The 20,153-nt window shown below is 47.9% G+C and carries 16 protein-coding genes; 8 read left to right on the top strand and 8 right to left on the bottom strand.

All coding sequences use genetic code 11. The features are described 5' to 3' along the window. From AC060N_RS00285 to AC060N_RS00260, 6 genes are all read left to right on the top strand, one after another. A complete protein-coding gene (locus AC060N_RS00285; RefSeq protein ID WP_479525406.1) occupies window positions 1–1,854 on the top strand; it encodes a glycoside hydrolase family 13 protein in 1,854 nt (617 codons plus the stop codon). 81 nt (window positions 1,855–1,935) lie between these two features. Further along, complete coding sequence (locus AC060N_RS00280; RefSeq protein ID WP_479525405.1) at window positions 1,936–4,299, top strand: glycoside hydrolase family 31 protein; 2,364 nt, start codon at window positions 1,936–1,938, stop codon at window positions 4,297–4,299. 23 nt (window positions 4,300–4,322) lie between these two features. Further along, window positions 4,323–5,720 (top strand): alpha-amylase family glycosyl hydrolase, encoded by a 1,398-nt coding sequence (locus tag AC060N_RS00275; protein ID WP_479525404.1) that lies wholly within the window; start codon window positions 4,323–4,325, stop codon window positions 5,718–5,720. A 186-nt stretch (window positions 5,721–5,906) separates the two neighbouring features. Continuing rightward, entirely contained in the window at window positions 5,907–6,467 is a 561-nt protein-coding gene (locus tag AC060N_RS00270) for a hypothetical protein (protein ID WP_479525403.1), read from the top strand. Window positions 6,468–6,556: 89 nt separating this feature from the next. Next, window positions 6,557–7,735, top strand: coding sequence for an aldo/keto reductase (locus tag AC060N_RS00265; RefSeq protein WP_479525402.1), 1,179 nt, complete (start codon window positions 6,557–6,559; stop codon window positions 7,733–7,735). Between the two features lie 81 nt (window positions 7,736–7,816). Beyond that, on the top strand, window positions 7,817–8,668 hold the full coding sequence (locus tag AC060N_RS00260; protein ID WP_479525401.1) for a DUF6599 family protein: 852 nt from the start codon (window positions 7,817–7,819) through the stop codon (window positions 8,666–8,668). A 295-nt stretch (window positions 8,669–8,963) separates the two neighbouring features. Here AC060N_RS00260 and pheS read toward each other — a convergent pair whose 3' ends face one another. The 5 genes from pheS to AC060N_RS00235 all read right to left on the bottom strand — a co-directional run bounded on the left by pheS (window position 8,964) and on the right by AC060N_RS00235 (window position 12,525). Then, entirely contained in the window at window positions 8,964–9,983 is a 1,020-nt protein-coding gene (gene pheS / locus AC060N_RS00255; protein WP_479525400.1) for a phenylalanine--tRNA ligase subunit alpha, read from the bottom strand. A gap of 101 nt (window positions 9,984–10,084) precedes the next feature. Continuing rightward, window positions 10,085–11,077, bottom strand: coding sequence for a HipA domain-containing protein (locus AC060N_RS00250; protein ID WP_479525399.1), 993 nt, complete (start codon window positions 11,075–11,077; stop codon window positions 10,085–10,087). Then, window positions 11,074–11,403, bottom strand: coding sequence for a HipA N-terminal domain-containing protein (locus tag AC060N_RS00245; protein WP_479525398.1), 330 nt, complete (start codon window positions 11,401–11,403; stop codon window positions 11,074–11,076). Before AC060N_RS00245 ends, AC060N_RS00250 begins: the two co-directional genes overlap by 4 nt. Beyond that, entirely contained in the window at window positions 11,390–11,620 is a 231-nt protein-coding gene (locus tag AC060N_RS00240; RefSeq protein WP_153632596.1) for a helix-turn-helix transcriptional regulator, read from the bottom strand. Before AC060N_RS00240 ends, AC060N_RS00245 begins: the two co-directional genes overlap by 14 nt. Window positions 11,621–11,790: 170 nt before the next feature. Further along, a complete protein-coding gene (locus tag AC060N_RS00235) occupies window positions 11,791–12,525 on the bottom strand; it encodes a hypothetical protein (protein ID WP_479525397.1) in 735 nt (244 codons plus the stop codon). Between the two features lie 82 nt (window positions 12,526–12,607). Here AC060N_RS00235 and AC060N_RS00230 point away from each other — a divergent pair, with 82 nt between their 5' ends. Then, window positions 12,608–13,621, top strand: coding sequence for a glycoside hydrolase family 18 protein (locus AC060N_RS00230; RefSeq protein ID WP_479525396.1), 1,014 nt, complete (start codon window positions 12,608–12,610; stop codon window positions 13,619–13,621). Window positions 13,622–13,878: 257 nt separating this feature from the next. Further along, window positions 13,879–16,335 carry an FAD-dependent oxidoreductase gene (locus AC060N_RS00225; protein ID WP_479525395.1) on the top strand — a complete coding sequence of 819 codons (2,457 nt, stop codon included), beginning with the start codon at window positions 13,879–13,881 and terminating at the stop codon, window positions 16,333–16,335. 91 nt (window positions 16,336–16,426) lie between these two features. Here the strand turns inward: AC060N_RS00225 and AC060N_RS00220 are convergent, their stop codons facing one another. From AC060N_RS00220 to AC060N_RS00210, 3 genes are all read right to left on the bottom strand, one after another. Next, the gene (locus tag AC060N_RS00220; protein WP_479525394.1) at window positions 16,427–18,535 is read right to left on the bottom strand and encodes a M3 family metallopeptidase; all 2,109 of its coding nucleotides are present in this window, start codon (window positions 18,533–18,535) and stop codon (window positions 16,427–16,429) included. A gap of 172 nt (window positions 18,536–18,707) precedes the next feature. Further along, complete coding sequence (locus AC060N_RS00215) at window positions 18,708–19,328, bottom strand: flavin reductase family protein (RefSeq protein ID WP_479525393.1); 621 nt, start codon at window positions 19,326–19,328, stop codon at window positions 18,708–18,710. A 52-nt stretch (window positions 19,329–19,380) separates the two neighbouring features. Then, window positions 19,381–20,097: a hypothetical protein gene (locus AC060N_RS00210; protein ID WP_479525392.1), complete on the bottom strand. Its 717-nt coding sequence runs from the start codon at window positions 20,095–20,097 to the stop codon at window positions 19,381–19,383. Window positions 20,098–20,153 lie beyond the last annotated feature (56 nt).

Here is a 20,153-nt window from a genome sequence, read left to right as displayed (position 1 = left end):
ATGTCAAGGTATAGAAATTTATTAGCGTTAATCGCCCTGATGTTGCTGACGTCGTTAGCAACGCAGGCGACAGTCAAACCTAAACTCGACCGGGTTGAACCACCGAACTGGTGGGTCGGAATGAAAGATCCGCACCTGCAATTAATGGTGCACGGACAAAACATCTCGGATACGAAAGTAAAAATCGATTATCCGGGTGTCCGGGTAGAAGGGGTCACTTCCGTGGAAAATCCCAACTACCTTTTCATCGACCTGGTGCTGGCCGATACCGTGAAAGCAGGCTCGTTTGACATCCTCTTCACGCAGAAAGGAAAGACGATTCAGAAGTACACCTATCAACTGGAAGCCCGAAAAAAGGGTTCCGCACAGCGAAAAGGTTTTTCTGACAGCGACGTAATCTACCTGATTATGCCCGACCGTTTTGCCAATGGTAATCCGTCGAATGACTCGATGGATGGAATGCTGGAAAAGGCAGACCGGAGCGATCCGAATGGCCGTCACGGAGGCGACATCCAGGGGGTAATCGATCACCTTAATTACATTTCCAAACAGGGATACACGCAAATCTGGTTAAACCCCGTACTGGAAAATAATCAGCCCAAATATTCCTACCATGGTTACTCAACCACCGATTTTTACAAGGTCGACCCGCGCATGGGAACCAATAAGGAATATGCAGAGCTTTCGGCGGAAGCAAAAGCTAAAGGGATTGGTCTTATCATGGATATGGTGTTCAACCACATTGGTTCGGCCCACTGGTGGATGAAAGATATGCCGATGAAAGACTGGCTCAACGGTTATCCGGATTTTGAACTGTGCAACTTCCAGAAAACCGTGGCTCAGGACCCGCACGTATCGAAGGAAGATTACAACCAGATGTACGACGGCTGGTTCGTACCTTCGATGCCCGATTTGAATCAGAAAAACCCTTATGTGGCCAATTACCTGATTGAAAATTCCATCTGGTGGATTGAATATGCCGGACTCAGCGGCATCCGCATGGATACCTATTCTTTTCCCGATATGCACATGATGGCACGATGGACTTGCCGCATCATGAAAGAATATCCAAATTTCAATATCGTCGGAGAAGAATGGGACACTTCACCCGCCATCGTTTCCTATTGGCAGCGGGGCAAGAAAAATCCGAACGGTTACAAATCATGCCTTCCCAGCCTGATGGATTTCCCCATCCAGGATGCACTCACCAAGTCGCTTACCGGCAACAGCTGGATGCCGCTTTACGGGACACTGGCCATGGACTTTTTGTACCCGGACCCGGATAACCTCGTGGTTTTTGCCGACAACCACGACACCGAACGTTTCTTCTCGAGCATCGGTGAAAAGCCCGGCAAGTTTAAATTGGGAATGGCTTACATTTTAACCACCCGCGGCATTCCGCAGATTTACTACGGAACAGAAATCCTGAGTACCGGTGGTGCCAACGGTGAAGGTGACGGCTTCAAACGGAAAGATTTCCCGGGCGGATGGGCCGGCGATAAAGTAAATGCCTTTACTGGCGAAGGATTGACAGCGCAACAAAAGACCGCACAGGAGTTTGTCAAAAAATTACTCAACTGGCGGAAATCGAATGATATTGTGGAACATGGCAAACTAATGCATTTCATTCCGCATGACAACATTTATGTCTATTTCCGTTACAACGACAAAGGCACCATCATGGTCATTCTGAACAAGAATACCGAAGGCAAATCATTGTCGACGGCTCGTTTTGCCGAAATTATGAAGGGATTTACCAGTGGACACGACGTGATTAGTGGTGATAACATTACCGACTTGTCGACCATTACGGTTCCGGCCATGTCGCCTATGATAATTGAACTAAAGAAGTAAACAAGACTAAAACATATCGCAGTGAAGTATGTAAAACAACTTGCGGTTTTATTTTTACAGTTAGCTTTGATTTCTCCCCTCATGGCAGGGGAGAATTCTTTTTTAAATCCTCAGTATCATTCGTCGGTTTACGCTAACGGACAACTACAAATAAAAACGGACGAAGGCCTCCTTACATTAACGCCTTTCGGGTCTGAAATGGTTCGGGTTGCATTGACCGAAAACGGGGAGTTGCCGCCGTCGTATGCAGTTGTTGCTCATCCTGACACGACAGGTGTAACGGTCAGGGAAGACAAGCATTCTGTTACCATGAACCTCTCTTCGCTTCAGGTTTCGGTCCTGAAAACTCCGCTGCAGATTGCGTTCATCCGCAAAGGAACAACCGACACCATCGCGGTACAAAAAGCAACTTTTTCGAAACAGGATACGGCTGGTTTCCGCTTTCGGCTGCAGCCGAGAGAAATGATTTTCGGTGGAGGAGAGCGGGCCATTTCCATGAATCGACGAGGGTATCGCCTTCACCTCAACAACGAAGCGCACTACGGTTATGGCTGGGGTGAAGAGAATCTGAATTTCTCGGTTCCTTATTTTGTGTCGTCCAATGAGTACGGCATCCTGTTCGACAATCCATCCATCGGCTATGCTGACTTAGGTAAGACGAACACCGGCACTATGGAACTCGGAGCAACAGGTGGTCAGTTGGTTTATTATTTCCTCGCGGGAAAAACCTTCGAAAACCTGCACCATTCATTGGCTCATTTAACCGGAACACAGCCAATGCCGCCGCGTTGGGCGCTGGGTAACCTGCAGTCACGCTTTGGCTACCAAACGGAGAAACAGGCGCGCGATGTTGTTGACAGCATGCAACAAGCTGGTTATCCGCTCGACGGAATCATCCTCGACCTCTATTGGTTTGGGCAGGGCGAAAAAGACTGGCGCATGGGCGACCTTGACTGGTTCAAACAGAACTGGCCGACACCGAAGAAAATGATCGCCGATTTCAAGAAGAAAGGCGTTCACACCATTTTAATTACCGAGCCGTACATTCTGCAGTCATCGAAAAACTTTCCGGAAGCCGATAGTTTAGGCATCCTGGCCGATGACGAAAGCGGCAAAACCGGCATCATCAAGAACTTCTACTTCGGAAAAGCTGGCCTGATTGATATGTTCGATCCGGTAGCGCAGGATTGGTTCTGGAAGAAATACAACAAGCAAATCAAGATTGGCGTTTCGGGCTGGTGGGGCGATTTGGGTGAACCCGAAACATTGCCGTCTAATCTGGTTTTCATTAACGGAAAAGCCAACGATGTAAAGAATGCATTCGGGCTGGTGTGGAGCAAAATGTTGCACGACAAATACGCAGCCAACTACCCGGATGTTCGGTTATTCCACCTCAACCGTGCCGGATTTGCCGGCTCACAGCGTTATTCCAGTTTCCCGTGGTCGGGAGACGTAGGTCACTCATGGGCAGGACTGAAAGCGCAGGTTCCCATCATGCTGGGCATGAGCATGTGCCAGATTCCTTATGCCAGCTCCGATTTGGGTGGTTTCAGCATCGGGAAAAAGGACGAAGCATTGTATCGCCGCTGGCTGCAGTTTGGCGTATTCAACCCCATTTTCCGACCGCACTCGGGAACGGCGCCGCCCGAACCGATTTATTATTCCGATTCGACACAACACATCGTGCGCAACCTCATCAAACTGCGCTACCGGTTGATGCCCTACAATTATACCCTGGCGTGGCAACAGAGCGTAACAGGAGAACCACTGGCCTCCCCCGTTTTCTATAAATCGGCTTATCCGAAAAAATACTGGTCCAACAACGACCTGTACTATTGGGGTGATGCCTTTCTTGTTTCACCGGTGTTAAATGCAGGAGTAAAATCGAAAGACATTTTGTTGCCGCGCGGAACATGGTTCGATTACTTCAGCGGAAAGGAATACGACGGCAATGGTTGGGTTCACTATAACCTGAATGACTCGACCATCCCGGTATTTGTCAAAGCCGGAAGTTTCATTCCGTCAGTACCGGTATTCTATTCCACCGCCCAGTATTCAAGCCAGAAACTAACGGTTGATTATTACCATTCGCCGGAAGTAAAACAGGCTGAGTACACCATGTACGACGACGACGGTCATACGCGAAATGCCTACAAAAAAGGCGAGTATGAATTGCTGCACTTTACACAACAGTCAAACAAAAATGGCATGACATTTCGCTTCACGCGTGATGGAGGACATTATTCCGGTGCACCGGAAAACCGGGAGATGAAACTGGTTGTTCACCATGCAGAAGGCATACAAACCGTTCAGGTTGACAATGTTCAAATCCCGCTGAACGAAAACGCTGAGGGAACAGCCTATTCTGCCCAAATGAAAGAAAAGAATCTCGTTATTCGCTTCCCGTGGAAGATGAGTGATGAGGTGACCATACAACTGAATTAATCGTTATTCTAAAACAGAAAGTGATGCTTAGATTAAGAAACTTATTGGTATTGGCCCTGATGGCTGGCATGTTTTTTACGGCTTGCAACGGCACGTCGAAAAAGAAGGCCGAGAAAAAAGCTAATGAAAAAGAGGTTGCCGGTCCCGGCAAGGCAGAAGCCATCTTTCCAGATTGGTCCCGCGACGCGACCATTTACGAAGTGAATATTCGTCAGTACACCAAAGAGGGAACCTTCGCTGCATTTGAAAAAAGTCTTCCCCGCCTGAAAAAACTGGGCGTAGACATTCTCTGGATTATGCCGATTTACCCTATTAGCGAAAAGAACCGCAAAGGTACGCTGGGTTCGTATTATGCTGTGAAAGATTATAAAGGCGTTAATCCGGAATTCGGTAACCTGGCCGATTTCAAACAACTGGTAGACAAAGCGCATGAAATGGGCTTCCACGTGTTACTCGACTGGGTGGCTAACCATACCGGCTGGGACAACAAATGGATTACCGAACACCCGAACTGGTATACGCAGGACTCGCTGGGTCACATCATTTCTCCGGTTCCGGACTGGACCGATGTTGCTGATTTGAACTACAACAATCCCAACATGCGCGCGGCCATGATCGACGCTATGAAATACTGGGTAAAAGAAGCCAACATCGACGGTTACCGTTGCGATGTTGCCGGTAGCGTTCCGGTCGACTTCTGGAACCAGGCACGTGCCGAACTGGATGCCATCAAACCAGTGTACATGCTGGCCGAAGACGCGGACAACATGGATCTGTTGAAGAAGGCATTCAACGCTAATTATGGCTGGCCCTTCCTTCACATCATGAATGAGATTTACAAAGGGAAAAAAACCTCGGCTGATATCGTCAATTACTTCGAGAAGACCTATGCTGCTTATCCGCAAGGTTCGTACCCGATGATGTTCACCACCAACCACGATGAGAACTCTTGGAACGGTACTGCATACGAACGTCTGGGTGATGCAGTGAAAACATTCTCAGCACTCACTTTTGTTGTTCCCGGAATGCCATTGATTTACAGTGGTCAGGAAGCTGGTTTAAACAAGCGCCTCTCCTTCTTCGAGAAAGATCAAATCGATTGGAGCGACCTGTCAATGAGCAGCTTCTTCCACAAATTAATTCAGTTGAAAAAGGATAACAATGCATTGTGGAACGGAAACTCGGGCGGCGACTTTGAGAACCTGCAGAATTCAGCCATGCCGAAAGTGCTGACGTTCTCTCGCAAAAACAATGGCAACCAGGTGGTTTCTGTATTCAACCTTTCACCGGAAGCGGTGTCATTCGAAATTACCGGCTCCATTCCGGAAGGAACTTTCAAGGAAGCTTTCACTGGCCAGGAGCGTGAGCTTAACGGCATCTTCAAACTGAAACCGTGGGGCTACCAGATATTCGTAAAATAGTTTAGTTTGGTTTAGTTAGTTTTTATCGTTGAAGCATCTTCCTTTCGGGGAAGGTGCTTTTTTTGTTTCCAGGAATTAAATAAAATGCAACAAAAATCTGCTTAATGGTACGTCCTCCCTCTTTCCTTTCTGACGCTATCAGCGTAACTTGTATTACCTAACCGGAAACCAAATACAACCTTTCAAATGAAAATCAAATGGTACATCCCGCTTATGCTGATGTGCATATGCATTTTCGCATTCACGTCATGCAGTAAATCCAGTGACGAAGAAGAACTCACTTCTGAAGAAACACAGGATTTCAGCTTCACCCAGGCCATCGTTGTCAACAATGAAACGGAAGAATTCTCGGAATCAGTTGTGCTGAAGGCGACCGATTACAACAAAGCATTCGATGAATTCGACGGAAAAATCAAAAGCATTGAAGTAAAACAAATCAAGTACACCATTAAAAATTTTAACGGTCCTGCCGATCAGGAATTGCTCACCGCGACGCTTAGCGTTGCCGACGGGTCGGGTAACGGTGAAGAAGTTTTGGCAACCGCCACGAACATGATTCTGGCCGACATTCAAAACCAGGAACAAACCATCGATCCGGAAACTGCCGGCCTCAACAAACTGCAGCTATCCCTAAAGAATAGTCCGCATACCGCTACCATGACCTTGAGCGGCACTGCAAATTCAGCCCCCATCACACTAACCCTCAGCTATACCATTAACGGAAGCATCACAGTTTATGTCAATTAAGTCTGCCTTCCGATAATGAGGAACTGTCTGAACAACAGATATTTTTTATAACTTAAGCACGAATTAACCCAACGTAACCTGAAAACGTCATGACTCAACCGAAACTTGACCGCCGTCATTTTTTACGGCTGGGGGCTGCTGCTACGGCTGGATTAACAGCTGCCGTTGCTTTCACTCCCGAAAATGCGAGGGCTTCATCGAAAGCCGACAAGAAAATCCTTACCCGGAAACTGGGTAATACCGGAATAGAACTTCCCATTGTCAGTATGGGCGTAATGCGCGCTGACAATCCCAACATCCTGAAAGCTGCCTACCAGATTGGCATCAAACATTTCGATACGGCACACGGCTATCAGGGTGGTCGTAATGAAGAGATGGTTGGTGAGTTTTTCAAAGACAAACCACGCGATTCATTCATCGTCTCCACGAAAATCCATCCGGACCGCGAAGGCATTTCCACCGAAAAATTCATGGAAATGCTGGACATTAGCCTGAAAAGACTGCAAATGGATCATGTCGATATTCTCTATCTGCATGCCGCCAGAGACAAAGACTATACACTCGATCCTCGCTATCTGGCCGCGCTGAAACAAGCCAAAGCAGAAGGTAAGGCAAAACACCTGGGAGTGACCACACATTCCAACATGGCTGAGGTCATCAATGCAGCCGTAGACAGCAAGATTTACGAAGTTGTTTTGACTTCTTATAACTTCCGACTGGCAAAAGACGAAGAGCTTCATAAAGCGCTAAAAAGAGCCAATGAAGCAGGCTTAGGTATTATTGGAATGAAAAACATGGCTGGAGGTTTTCTCGACAAGGAAAAACAGAAGCCGGTGAACTGCAAAGCGGCGTTAAAATGGGCGCTCACCAATCCGGATGTGCATACTTGTATCCCCGGCTTCACCACCTACGAAATGCTGATGGAAAACTGGTCGGTTGCTTCTGATATCAACCTGGATTCAAAAGAAATGAGCGACCTGCAACTGGCTTCCAACGAAGTAGGATTGTACTGCCACGGTTGTCAAAGCTGTAATGGACAGTGTATGGAAAATCTGCCCATACCCGACCTGATGCGATCGTACATGTACAATTACGGCTACAGTTATCCGGCAAAAGCATACGAAACAGTGGCTGCACTTTCATTACCCCAAAATCCATGCGCCAATTGTGACGAATGCACGGTTAGCTGTCCCAATGGTTTGAATGTTGGCGAACGGGTAGCCGATATCGCCAGAATCCGGAATATTCCGGGTGAGTTCCTGGTCTAATCAATCAATTAATTAACCTTCACTATCCGGGGATGATCACTGAATCATTCCCGGAATTTTTAACACAAAACTTTCCAATTTATGTTCAAAAAATCATTGATTCTGCTTATTCTGCTGCTGCCTGTATTAGCTTTCGCTGAAGATGTCGAATTCCCAAAGATTGAGGGATGGCAACAGGACGGTGATGTAAAAACCTACAACCGCGACAACCTGTTTGAACGCATCGACGGAGCTTCGGAGTTTTACTTCAGCTACGCATTCGAAAGATTGTACGTTGCCGAATACAAAAAGGGAGATGCCCAGCTAACCATCGAAATTTACGACCAGCACGACCCGGTTCATGCGTACGGAATTTACAGCATGGAACGTCCGCCATCGGCCGATACAAAACCAATCGGTCTCGAAGGTTATTACGACGATGCCACACTGAATTTCACGACCGGAAAATACTACGTGAAGATGAATACGTACCATGTAGAAAATGCCGGGGAAACTCTTCTGACAAAAGTCGCTCAGCAACTGGCTCCCACTTTGTGCGCCGATCCAAAGTTGCCCGCACAATATGCTGCTTTCCCGCAAGAAGATATGATTCCGCATTCACAGCAGTATGTCTCTACCAATTTCATGGGACTAAGCATGATGGGCTCTGCTTTCAGGGCTAAATATACCGGTAGTGAAGGCGATTTCACGCTTTTCATTATGCATAAAAAAGACCGGGATGCTGCAGCCGAAACCATGAAAAAATACCAGGAGTTCAGTCAGGCTAAAACCATCGGAACCAAAGAGGGAGAATACACCATCGACGATCCGTTTAACGGCACCATTTACCTACTGTGGAAAGGGAATTACCTGGTGGGCGCTTCGGGCAAGGTAACGCCGGAAAAAGCCTTCGCGTTAGCCAAAGAAACCATGGCTAATCTGAAACAAGAATGAGCACTCAATACCTTTAAAAAATTAGTCGACAGAAAGATCACCCAACGGTGGTCTTTCTTTTTTTATTTAAAAACACACGAAAAGAGCTTTTTGCAACGTTATCTATTGAAAACCAATAATCTTGAAGCCCTTGATTGGGGATGCTGAACTCTGCAATCATCGGAAGCTGCTTTGGCTACCGCGGCATCGTTAACGTTGGATTATTTGCGGCATTTTGAGAACCTGCTTTCATATACTTCAAACAAAAAGGCTGCCTGTCATGGGCAGCCTTTCTTATAGGATGTGAATTAAATTCTTAGTGAGCAGATTTGAATTGATTCAGGAAGCGTACGTCATTCTCGAAATAGAGGCGCAAATCGTTGATACCGTATTTCAACATGGCGATGCGCTCGATTCCCATTCCGAAGGCAAAACCGGTGTACTTGTTGCTATCGATGCCCGATGATTCCAATACATTGGGATCGACCATACCGCAACCAAGAATTTCGAGCCAGCCGGTGTACTTACAAACGTTACATCCTTCACCGCCACAAATGGAACATGATACATCCATCTCAGCCGACGGTTCGGTGAACGGGAAATACGACGGGCGCATACGGATTTTGGTTCCTTCGCCGAACAGCTCTTGTGCAAAATAAAGCAGGGTCTGTTTCAGGTCGGCAAACGAAACATTTTCGTCGATATACAATCCCTCAATCTGGTGGAACATGCAATGTGCACGTGCCGAAATGGCTTCGTTCCGGAAAACACGTCCCGGGGTAACAGTACGAATCGGCGGCTCCATCTCTTCCATGTCGTGCACCTGCACCGAAGAAGTATGCGTACGCAGCAAAATATCCGGATTACGCTGAATAAAGAACGTATCCTGCATATCGCGGGCCGGGTGTTCTTCCGGAAAGTTCAACGCCGAGAAAACATGCCAGTCATCTTCGATTTCCGGTCCTTCGGTTACCACGAAACCCAATCGTTTGAAGATATCGAGAATCTCATTCCGTACAATGGAAAGCGGGTGACGGGTACCCAGTTTCATCGATTCTCCCGGAAGGGTTAAATCGACACCTGCTGCACTGTCTTTCTGCTCCTGCAAACCACTGCGCAAAACTTCCAAACGCTCCTGGGCAAAATCCCTGAGAGTGTTGATCGCTTGTCCCACTTCACGTTTCTCTTCGGCCGGAACATTACGGAACTCGGCGAAAAGCTTTGACACCTCACCCTTTTTACTCAGGTACTTAATACGCAGCTGTTCTACTTCCTCAGCCGATTGAGCCGCCACGGCCTCAATCTCTTTCTTCAGTTGTTCGATCTTATCTAGCATTCCTTCCGGATTTTTTTCTGAAGGGCAAATTTATAAAATAATCAGCATAATCGCCGGACTTTCACGAGGAAGAGGGGAAAAACACGATCGGATACAGCTCATTAGGCTTCAGTCGACTCCTTGCCCGACACAAGTTCCAGCTGTTTCGCTTTCCGGTTGAGCATTTCGTGATAGGCATTCTTTAAATCTTCGGGAAGGAAACTCGTATTGACCCATTCGTGCCATTTGGGCAATATTCGTGTGAAACGCTTAAAAATATTGGCAATGACCTTTGCATCTATATCGGCTCTCAGCATGGCCGTTTCAAAATCACTTCGCTTCAATTTCCGCTTCTTTCCGTTCAGGTTGAGAGCTAACTCTTCTGTATCACCCTCTACCACCAACTCCGATGCCACCATATCGTAAGCAGGGCAAAGGTTGTAGTTTCGCTGGTCATCCTTTAGCAATGAAAAATTCTTCAGATGCATATCGTTGTTTCCTGTCAGAAAACTAAAAACGACCTGCTCATAAAAGTTGACCACATCCAATCCGGGATGAGCCGCATATTTGAGTATTGCTTTGGCTATTTGCTCATAAGAACCTTTGTACTTGTGCTCGGTCAATCGCTCAGTTAACTGGCACATGTCCTCCATATGCAGCTTTTTGCCCCGATTCCGATCTTCCCGTTTCGTTATGTAAGCGAGCTGGCCGGAACGTAAGTAAATCAATCCATGGTTAACTGTACTGATTCGTGCTGCCTCGGCTAAATGCATGGTGAGGTCTTCAATTTCGGGTAAATGCGAAAAAAGCTCTGTCTGGGGTTTCAGAATGTATTCTCCCCACAGTCCAATAATTGTAAACCGATCCGGTGCATCCTTCTCCTTCATCTTTTCAATCCCCAGCGACAATTTGGGTTGCACGCCGGTCACAATTTTTTGACTCCGCACAACCTGTTCAGCCAGCCTGAGGATGTCATTTTCAGTATAGGGTAATTCCGGAGGAACTACCTTTCCGAAAAGCTTCCGGCTGCAAGCTTTGTGATAACCGGCTTTTCCGGCTGGTTGTTTCAGCTCGTCTTCGGTGAGTTCTTTATAGCAATACAAACACCTGCTCATACACGATCGGTTTCAACGGGGTGAATGGAAACGGCACCAATACAATCACGGCAGGTAGCCAGCAAAATCCCCATTCGGTCGCGGGCATTGAGCTTCCAGTTTCGTTCAGCGATATCCAGCAGCCAGCCTTCCGGAATCAATCCGTCGAAAAACGGAAACAACACCGGACTACGGTATGCATCTTCGGTTAACGGCAAAGTCAGACTAACCGGTTCAGGGTCGTCCAGTTCAAGGTAGGCCTGGCTATATTGAAAGCGATACCCATTTTCATCTTCGATGAGCAAGCCGGCCAAATTATCATGCATATAAACGTTAGCTTCCTTCATGGGTCAAATCATTTCTGTCGACAGGAACCGGGCCCAGTTCGTACCCGAAAAGTTTAAGTACCTGATTTACTTTGTTCATTTGCAAAGTTGGTTTGCCCTGCTCGATCTCACGGATAAACCGCAGTCCGACGCCGGCTTTAAACGAAAGTTCTTCCTGGGTTAAACCCAAAGCCTTTCGTTTCTCTTTAACAAACTGATGTACCTTCTTACTATCCATAATATACCTGTTCGGGTATAAAAATAACATTATTCTGGTCAATTATACCTGTTCGGGTATAAAATAATGGTTTCGACACGGAAATATACCCGTACGGGTATATAATAACACAAAACAACGCAAATCATACCCGTTCGGGATGAAATTGACACAACAGGGAGTCCCCCGGGTTAGAAATTTTGACCACAATCCATGATTATGCTCCCGTTTAACGATATTCCGTCGTACCAGTAGTCCGTTCCGTTGACCTTCCAATTCATTCCTCCAATCGCCGAGTCGTTTCCGCCCACCGTCTTGTTCATTCCGGTGCAGACAATCATGTTTCCGGTCCTTCCGGAGTTCATTCCGCTGTGCCCCGGATAGTTTCTGTTACCACCGGAGATGTTTCCGCTGTCCGCGACTGCTATTCCGGCAGCAGAAACTGACTTTCCGGCAGTTAGCAAGTATTTTCCGTTAGGCCCGGAGTACGTTCCGCTTCGTCGGTACATGTTTCCGTTACCCGGCATGTGGTTTCCGATCGCCATCCTGTTCGTCCAATGCATGCCGGTGTAGTTCCCACTGATCGCAAAGTGGTTCCAACCAACCGCCGACATCTTCCAACCGGAAACGGAGTAGTTCCAACGCCCGGGTAAGTAATTCCAACACCTCTCCGGGTTCGTCCAGCCTACCGGGAAGTGGTTCCAACAGCTGCATGAGTTGTTCCAACGACCTGGAAACTTCGTCCAACGGTCGACGGAGTAGTTCCAAACGATAGCAGAGTAGTTCCAACCAACCGCTGACATCTTCCAACGACGGACGGAGTTGTTCCAACCAGTAAAACCGGTCGTTTCAGCCAATCTGATCTGTCCGGTACAACCATCCGGCTCCGTCGTTAAATCCTGTCTTCTTTCTGACTCTTTCCACATTTGAAAAGTTTTGCCAGTCATGTCGCAGATGACTATCTTCGGCACCGTACCATGCTTTTCCAGGCATATACCTGACCAATAAATGAAAAATAACCTGTTCCGATTTCAACTGAAGTGGCTGGTTTCGATGCTTCCGCTGATGTTTATCCTTGCTTCGTGCCAAAAGGACGACAGCCCGGTAACACCGCCTCAACCCACAACCGTCGAAAGTCCCGTCATCATCGCCGGCTATTTGCCCGATTACAGCTTCAGCAGCTTCGATTTCGACGCACTGAATTTACTGTCACGCGTCTATTTCTTCTCGGTAGCACCCGACCAATCAGGCAATTTCACCATTTCTCCGGAAATGACGGCACACATCCGTGAGGTGAAATCGGCTATTGGCAGTCAGAATATCGAGCTCTTCCTGGTATTGGGCGGTTGGTACGAATCAGAAACCATTTTCCCGATGGCGGCTTCCGCCGAAAAACGGGCGCAATATGTAGCCGATATCACCAACTTCTGCGTAAGCGAAAAGCTCGCCGGAGTGGACCTCGACTGGGAAGACTACCCTCAATCGATTCCACAGCAGGACTACGAAGCACTCTGCTCGGATCTGTCAGCATCCCTGCACAATCAGAAGCTGATGTTCTCGGTGGCGGCAACTACTTACAATGTACAGCGCTCCGTCGCGATAGCCAATTACGCCGATTTCCTCAACCTGATGATTTACGACTCGTTTGACAACAGCGGCAACCAGGCCACTGCCAATCAATTTGTCGATGCACTCACAACATTCAGCGAAGCAGGTGTTCCCAAATCGAAACTCATAGGCGGTGTGCCGTTTTACGGACGACGGGTGCCCGGAGCTTCCACCGATGAGCCATCGGCACTCACCTACCGCCAGATTGTTGCCCGGTATCAGCCCGGCGTGAACATGAACAAGGCCGGCGACTACTCATACAATGGCCCTGATTTGCTGGCGCTGAAGACCCGCTATCTTATCGACAAAAGCTATGCAGGAATTATGGCGTGGGAACTAACGCAGGATGTTGCTCCGGGAGCCGCCACATCCCTTCTTCAGGCTATTCATACCGAAGCCACTACCGCCCGGTAGACTTTATCATTTTGTTTAGCCCGAACAATCTCAAATACTATGTTATCCCTGTTTTAAGAGGACATGCAGAAGGTTAAGGATTCCTTATAATCCCGCTATCGACATATCCAGACAGCTCCATTTTTATATATTTGCGGCCCTAAACCGAACCAATAGAGCCAGCCGTCCAACCTGTAAGAAAAAGCAATATTTCAATTTGAATAGGTATAATACGGTCTGTTCTGCAGACAGTGAGAGGAGTTGATTGAGAAATGAGCATGAAATACATCATTGTAGGAGGAGTAGCCGGCGGTGCGACCACTGCAGCCCGGCTCAGGAGAGTGGACGAAGAAGCTGAAATCATCATGTGTGAGAAGGGGCCGCATATTTCGTATGCAAACTGCGGACTACCTTATTACATCGGAGGCGTGATTAAAGAACGCGACAAACTGTTGGTGCAAACGCCGGAAAGCTTCGGCAACCGCTTCAACATCGATGTGCGTATTCACACTGAAGTGAAAGACATCGATGCAGCCGACAAAAAAGTAAAAATATACAACTCCCGAACCGGCGAAACGTACTACGAGACATACGATAAACTCGTACTGTCGCCCGGAGCGTCTCCGGTAAGGCCCCCCATTCCGGGCATCGATTCACCCAATATTTTCACCTTGCGAAATGTGCAGGACACCGACCGCATCAAAGCTTTCGTTGACGATAACGAGCCTCATTCAGCTATCGTTATCGGCGCCGGATTCATCGGGTTGGAAATGGCCGAAAACCTGCATCGCCGTGGTGTAAAAGTGACGGTAGTGGAAGCCGCTGAGCAGGTGATGAACATGATGGACCCCGAAATGGCGGCCCAGTTACATCAGCATTTCAAAGAGATGGAAGTAGCGCTTTACCTGAAAGATGCGGTGCAGGAATTTACTCCCAATGGTCACCAACTAAAGGTGAGCCTGAGTAGTGGGAAAAAGCTGAAAGCGGATTTCATTATTCTCTCTATCGGCGTAAAACCCGATACGCGTCTGGCGCAAAAGGCCGGCATTGAAACAGGCGAACGCGGCGGAATTATCGTTAACGAATACCTCGAAACCTCCGTCAAAGACATTTACGCAGTTGGTGACGGCATTGAGTTCCCGCATCCTGTTACCGGAAATCCTTCGCTGGCATTCCTGGCCGGACCAGCCAACAAACAGGGACGCATCCTGGCCGACAACATGGTGTACGGCAACGTGCGCAAGTACCGTGGCTCCATCGGAACAGCCATTGCCAAGGTATTCGACAAAACAGCCGGTATTACCGGTTTGAGCGACAAGGCGCTGGAAGCAGCCGGTTTGCCTTACCAGTCCACTATCGTGAATGCCGGCTCGCACGCGGGTTACTATCCCGGCGCCATGCAGATGGTGTTGAAAATCTCGTTCCATCCCGAAACCGGGAAGTTGTACGGCGGGCAAATTGTCGGCTACAAAGGCGTCGACAAACGACTCGACATGCTGGCAGCCGTTATCAAAAATGGTGGCGACATTTACGATTTGCAGGAGCTCGAGCACGCCTATGCACCACCTTTCAGCTCGGCGAAAGACCCGGTCAACCAGGCTGGCTTCAATGCCGAGAACATCATTAAAGGACTGTTCAAGCCGCTGTCGCCGTATAAATTCCACCACCGTGAAAAGGAAAATACGTTTGTTCTCGACGTGCGCACGCCGGAAGAATACGAACTGGGACGCCTTGAAGACGCTGTGAACATCGAAGTCGACAGCATCCGGGATAACCTCGGGCGTATTCCGAAAGACAAAAAAATATACATCTATTGCGGCGTTGGACTGCGCGGTTATGTAGCGGCCCGTATTCTGCGTCAAAAGGGCTTCAAAGAGGTATACAACCTTTCGGGGGGACTGAAGGTGTGCAAAGATGCCATTGCCGGGCAATCCAATCCCATTAATTACCACGAAGACGTTTACATCCACGAAAGTGAATACACCGAAAGTGCCAAAACGCATTTCAATGTGAAAACCATGGAGGTGGACGCCTGCGGACTGCAGTGCCCGGGCCCGATTCTGAAGTTAAAAGAAGACATCGAAAAAATACAGCCGGGCGAGCGTATGCGTGTGCTGGCTACCGATGCCGGCTTCTACAAAGATGTAGAATCGTGGTGTAATGTCACCGGAAACCGCCTGGTAGCGCGTTCGCGTGAAAATGGCGAAATCAGGGCTATCATTGAAAAAGCCGAACCGGCAGAGGGAGTGAAGGTGATGAATCAGGGCGGAAACAAAACGCTCATTGTTTTCAGCGACGACCTCGACAAGGCGCTGGCTTCTTTCGTTATTGCCAACGGTGCCGCCTCGATGGGCAAAAAAGTAACCATGTTCTTTACCTTCTGGGGATTGAATGTGATTAAGAAGCAAGAAAAGCCGAAGGTAAAAAAAGAATTGACAGCAAGTATGCTCAATAAGCTAATGCCCGGCAATGCGAAAAAACTGAAGCTGTCGAACATGAATATGGGCGGCATCGGCTCGAAAATGATGCGGCAGCGCATGAAGGCCAAGAACGTGGATGCGCTGGAGCGGATGATTGACAAAGCCGCCGAAATGGGCGTGAACATGATTGCCTGCCAGATGAGCATGGATATCATGGGCGTTACCCAAGAGGAACTGCTCAACAACGTAAACATTGGTGGAGTGGCTAACTACCTCGAAGAAGCCGAGCAGTCGAATGTCAATCTGTTTGTCTGACTTTTTTTAAACCTGCACATAAGTCTATCATCAGTTAAAGAAAAAGGGCGTCCCGGTTTGGGATGCCCTTTTCATTTATAGTGTAGTGTGATTACTCTTTCAATCCACTTCTTTCCAGCAATGCATCAACAGTCGGTTCCTGTCCGCGAAAAGCTTTGTACAGTTCCATTGGGTGTTGTGTTCCACCTTTTTCCAGGATGTTCTTGCGGAACGATTCGGCAGTAGCTTTGTCGAAAATACCGTTCTTCTTGAACATCGAGAAAGCATCGGCATCGAGTACTTCGGCCCACTTGTAACCGTAGTAACCGGCTGCATAACCACCGGCAAAAATGTGCGAGAAAGCAGTGTTAAAACAGCTGCCGTCAACATGCGGGAACAGTTCTGTTTTGTCCATCACGCGACGCTCGAATGAAATCACTTCTTCGGTGACCGGCTTGGTAATCGAGTGCCATGCCATGTCGTCCATTCCGAAACTCAACTGGCGTTCGCTCAGGTAACCGGACTGGAAGTTACGGGCTTTGATCAGTTTATCGACCAACTCAGCCGGAATCTTTTCCCCCGTTTGGTAATGTACAGCAAACAGATCGAGCCACTCTTTTTCAGTCGCCCAGTTCTCCATGATCTGCGAAGGCAGCTCAACGAAATCGCGGTACACGCCGGTTCCCGACATGCTCGGGTAAACCGTATTAGCCAACATGCCGTGCAGCGAGTGACCAAATTCGTGCAGGAAGGTCTCCACTTCGTCAAATGTCAGCAACGAAGGTTTTGTCTCGGTAGGTTTGGTAAAGTTGGTCACGACCGTAATAATCGGCCGTTCCATTTTACCGTTGATATTGCTTTGCGCACGGAAGTCGTTCATCCAGGCACCGCCGCGCTTCCCTTCCCGCGGGAAGAAATCGAGGTACAACACCGACAGGAATGAACCATCCTCGTTAAACACATCGTAAGCTGTCACATCCGGATGGTAAACCTGGATATCTTTATTCTCTTTAAAGTTCAACCCGTACAGACGGTGCGCCAGTTCGAAAACTCCTTCACGCACTTTTTCCAACTGGAAATATGGCTTCACTTCCTCTTCGTCGAAACCATATTTTTCGGCCTTCAATTTCTCGGAATAATAAGCCCAGTCCCAACGTTGCAAGTCGCCTTTCAGTCCATTCGCTTTCGCGAAATCGGCCACTTCCTTAAATTCCTTCTCGGCATAAGGTTTCGATGCTTCGTGCAACTCTTCCAGGAAACTATTCACCTTCTCGGGAGTCTCGGCCATTCGCTCTGAAAGCACATAGTCGGCATGGCTTTTAAAGCCGAGCAAATTAGCTTTCTCCAGACGGAGATTCACAATCTTGTGAATGATCTCTTCATTGTTGTACTCGTTGTCTTTAAAGGCACGCGAAGTATAGGCCCGGTACATTTTCTCCCGCAGTTCGCGGTTGTCGGCATACTTCATAAACGGCAGGTAACTTGGATATTGAAGGTTGAACATCCAGCCTTCCTTGCCTTTCGACTTCGCCAGCTGTTGCGCCGCCTCACGAACCGCTTCCGGAAGACCGGAAAGGTCCTTTTCGTCAGTAATCAGCAGCTCAAATGCGTTGGTTTCCTCCAGCACGTTTTCACCAAATTTCAGCGAAAGCTGAGCCAGCTCCGTAGTGATTTCCGCATACCGCTTTTTGGCTTCCCCCTGAAGGTTGGCTCCGCGGCGAACAAAACCTTTGTAGGAATTCTCCAGCAACTTGGCTTGCTCAGGCGTCAAATCAAGCGATTCGCGTTTATCGTAAACCGCCTTTACGCGCTTGAACAAATCTTCGTTCAGCGAAACATAGTTGCCAAACTCCGACAGTTTTGGTGAAACTTCGCGAGCAACCGCCTGCAACTCTTTGTTGGTTTCAGCCGAATTCAGATTGAAGAGCACACCAGTTACCCGGTCGAGTTGCTCGCCGGAAACCTCGAGTGCTTCAATGGTATTCTGAAAAGTTGCCGGCTCCGGATTATTGATAATCGCATCAACGTCTTTGCGCGCTTCAGCGAGTGCGACATCGATAGACGGGACAAAATCTTCGGTTTTGATTAAATTGAAAGGTGCCGTTTCGTGCGGTGTATTCCACTTCATTAACAGCGGATTGCTTTCCGTTCCTTCGGAAGCTCCCTGCGAAGAAGCTATGCTAAATAGGATCATCATCGACAATACAATTGTTTTCTTCATGATTAAAAATGGTTAGTTACTCTGGTTATTATTATTTTTCCTTTTAAGTCTTCATAACGTCTTTTTTATTACATGAACAGCCAAACATCCTGATTAAAAATCATTAACCGGACGCAATTTCATAGTAACAGGAGGACTACGGAATAGTTTAAATGAAAGATTTTTCTGAAAATTACTTCTTCCCGCTACCTGGTTTTCGCTTCTGCTGGGCCAGGCGTTTTTTCGTTTTCGGCTTCATCACGCTGTAGCCAAACCGCCCGACTTCTTTCCCAAGTGAGTAATAATGGCCATGCGAGTAAGCAATCGGTTTGGAGCGAATCAAACTGAAAGCATCTGTTTCCGGGTCGATATAGCGATCGTCAGCAATCACGTTAACCACTTCAGCCATAAACATGTCGTGGCTACCCAGTGGCTTGATTTCCGTCACGCGGCACTCGATGCTCACCGGCGCTTCCTCCACAATGGGACATTTCACCACCGATGCCTCGGCTGGTGTTAATCCGGTCTCTTTAAACTTGTCGTAATCGCGGCCCGAACGAACACCACACCAGTCGGTCACGTTGGCCATTTCTTCGGTAGTCAGGTTAATGACAAATTCACCAGTCCGTTTGATGATGTCGTAGGAATGTCTTCCCGGACGAACCGAGATGTAACACATGGGCGGATCGGAGCAGATAGTTCCGGTCCAGGCAATCGTAATCAGGTTATATTCTTCCCGGGTATGTCCGCAGCTCACCAGGGCAGCCGGCAACGGATACACCATGTTTCCGGGTTTCCAGTTTTGTTTTCCCATATCTTCGAAAATTTAGGCTAAAGTACGAAAAAGAGGGCGATATAGCCTGTTGTTACCAACCGGTAAGCCCAAGACTCCAAACCAGAAAATGCTGACGAATAGCCGGATTATAATGCCAGGCCGCTTCGACAGGCATGTTCAGCTTTTTACCTACCGGAATAGCATATTCACCTTTTGTTCCGAGGTTCAACCACGAAGCCTCGGATGCGTAGTACCCCTTAAATGGCGTCATCCCGGCGAAAAACTGAAAGTTGATTTTCTGAATTGTCTGTTTCCAGCGTCCTTCGATGTAAGTACTGTAAAAAGGTCGCCCCGTTTCATCGTTGTCGCCAGTCAGGAAAGTCGCACCGAAAAGGCTGAAATGCTCAATGGCTGATATTTCAGCGGACGCTTCCATTGAGTGCCGTTGCTGGTCGCCATTCCACTGCAAGAACCGGTTGGTTTCTCCCCTAACCGGATTATAATAGTCGTAAAGCGTGAACTCCACGAAAGGCATTTTCCATGAAAGGATGAGATCGAACTCGTTATAGTTTCCATCGAAAGACCGGGCAGCCCACGAAGTAAATGCCCAGTTTCCTTTACTGATGGTCAATTCGGGCTCGAAGCAATAATCCATGCTCACCGGAATTCCCCTCCAGATATGAGAAGAACGCAGCAGCAATGTTCCGGCAATGGAAAAATCATCCTCTGCCGTTGCATTTTCCGCGCCGAATCCATTTCCTGGAAAGAGAAACAAGATTAAAGACAAGACAATAAGCCACTTTTTCATACGGCGAAGAAAAGCAACCCGAAAAACACCAAACAGGATTTTTATCAATGCTGCTG

The sequence above is a fragment of the Prolixibacter sp. DSM 2831 genome (assembly GCF_056493735.1).
The sequence above is the reverse complement of the archived record's forward strand: the minus strand, read 5'-3'. Positions and strand labels throughout refer to the sequence as shown.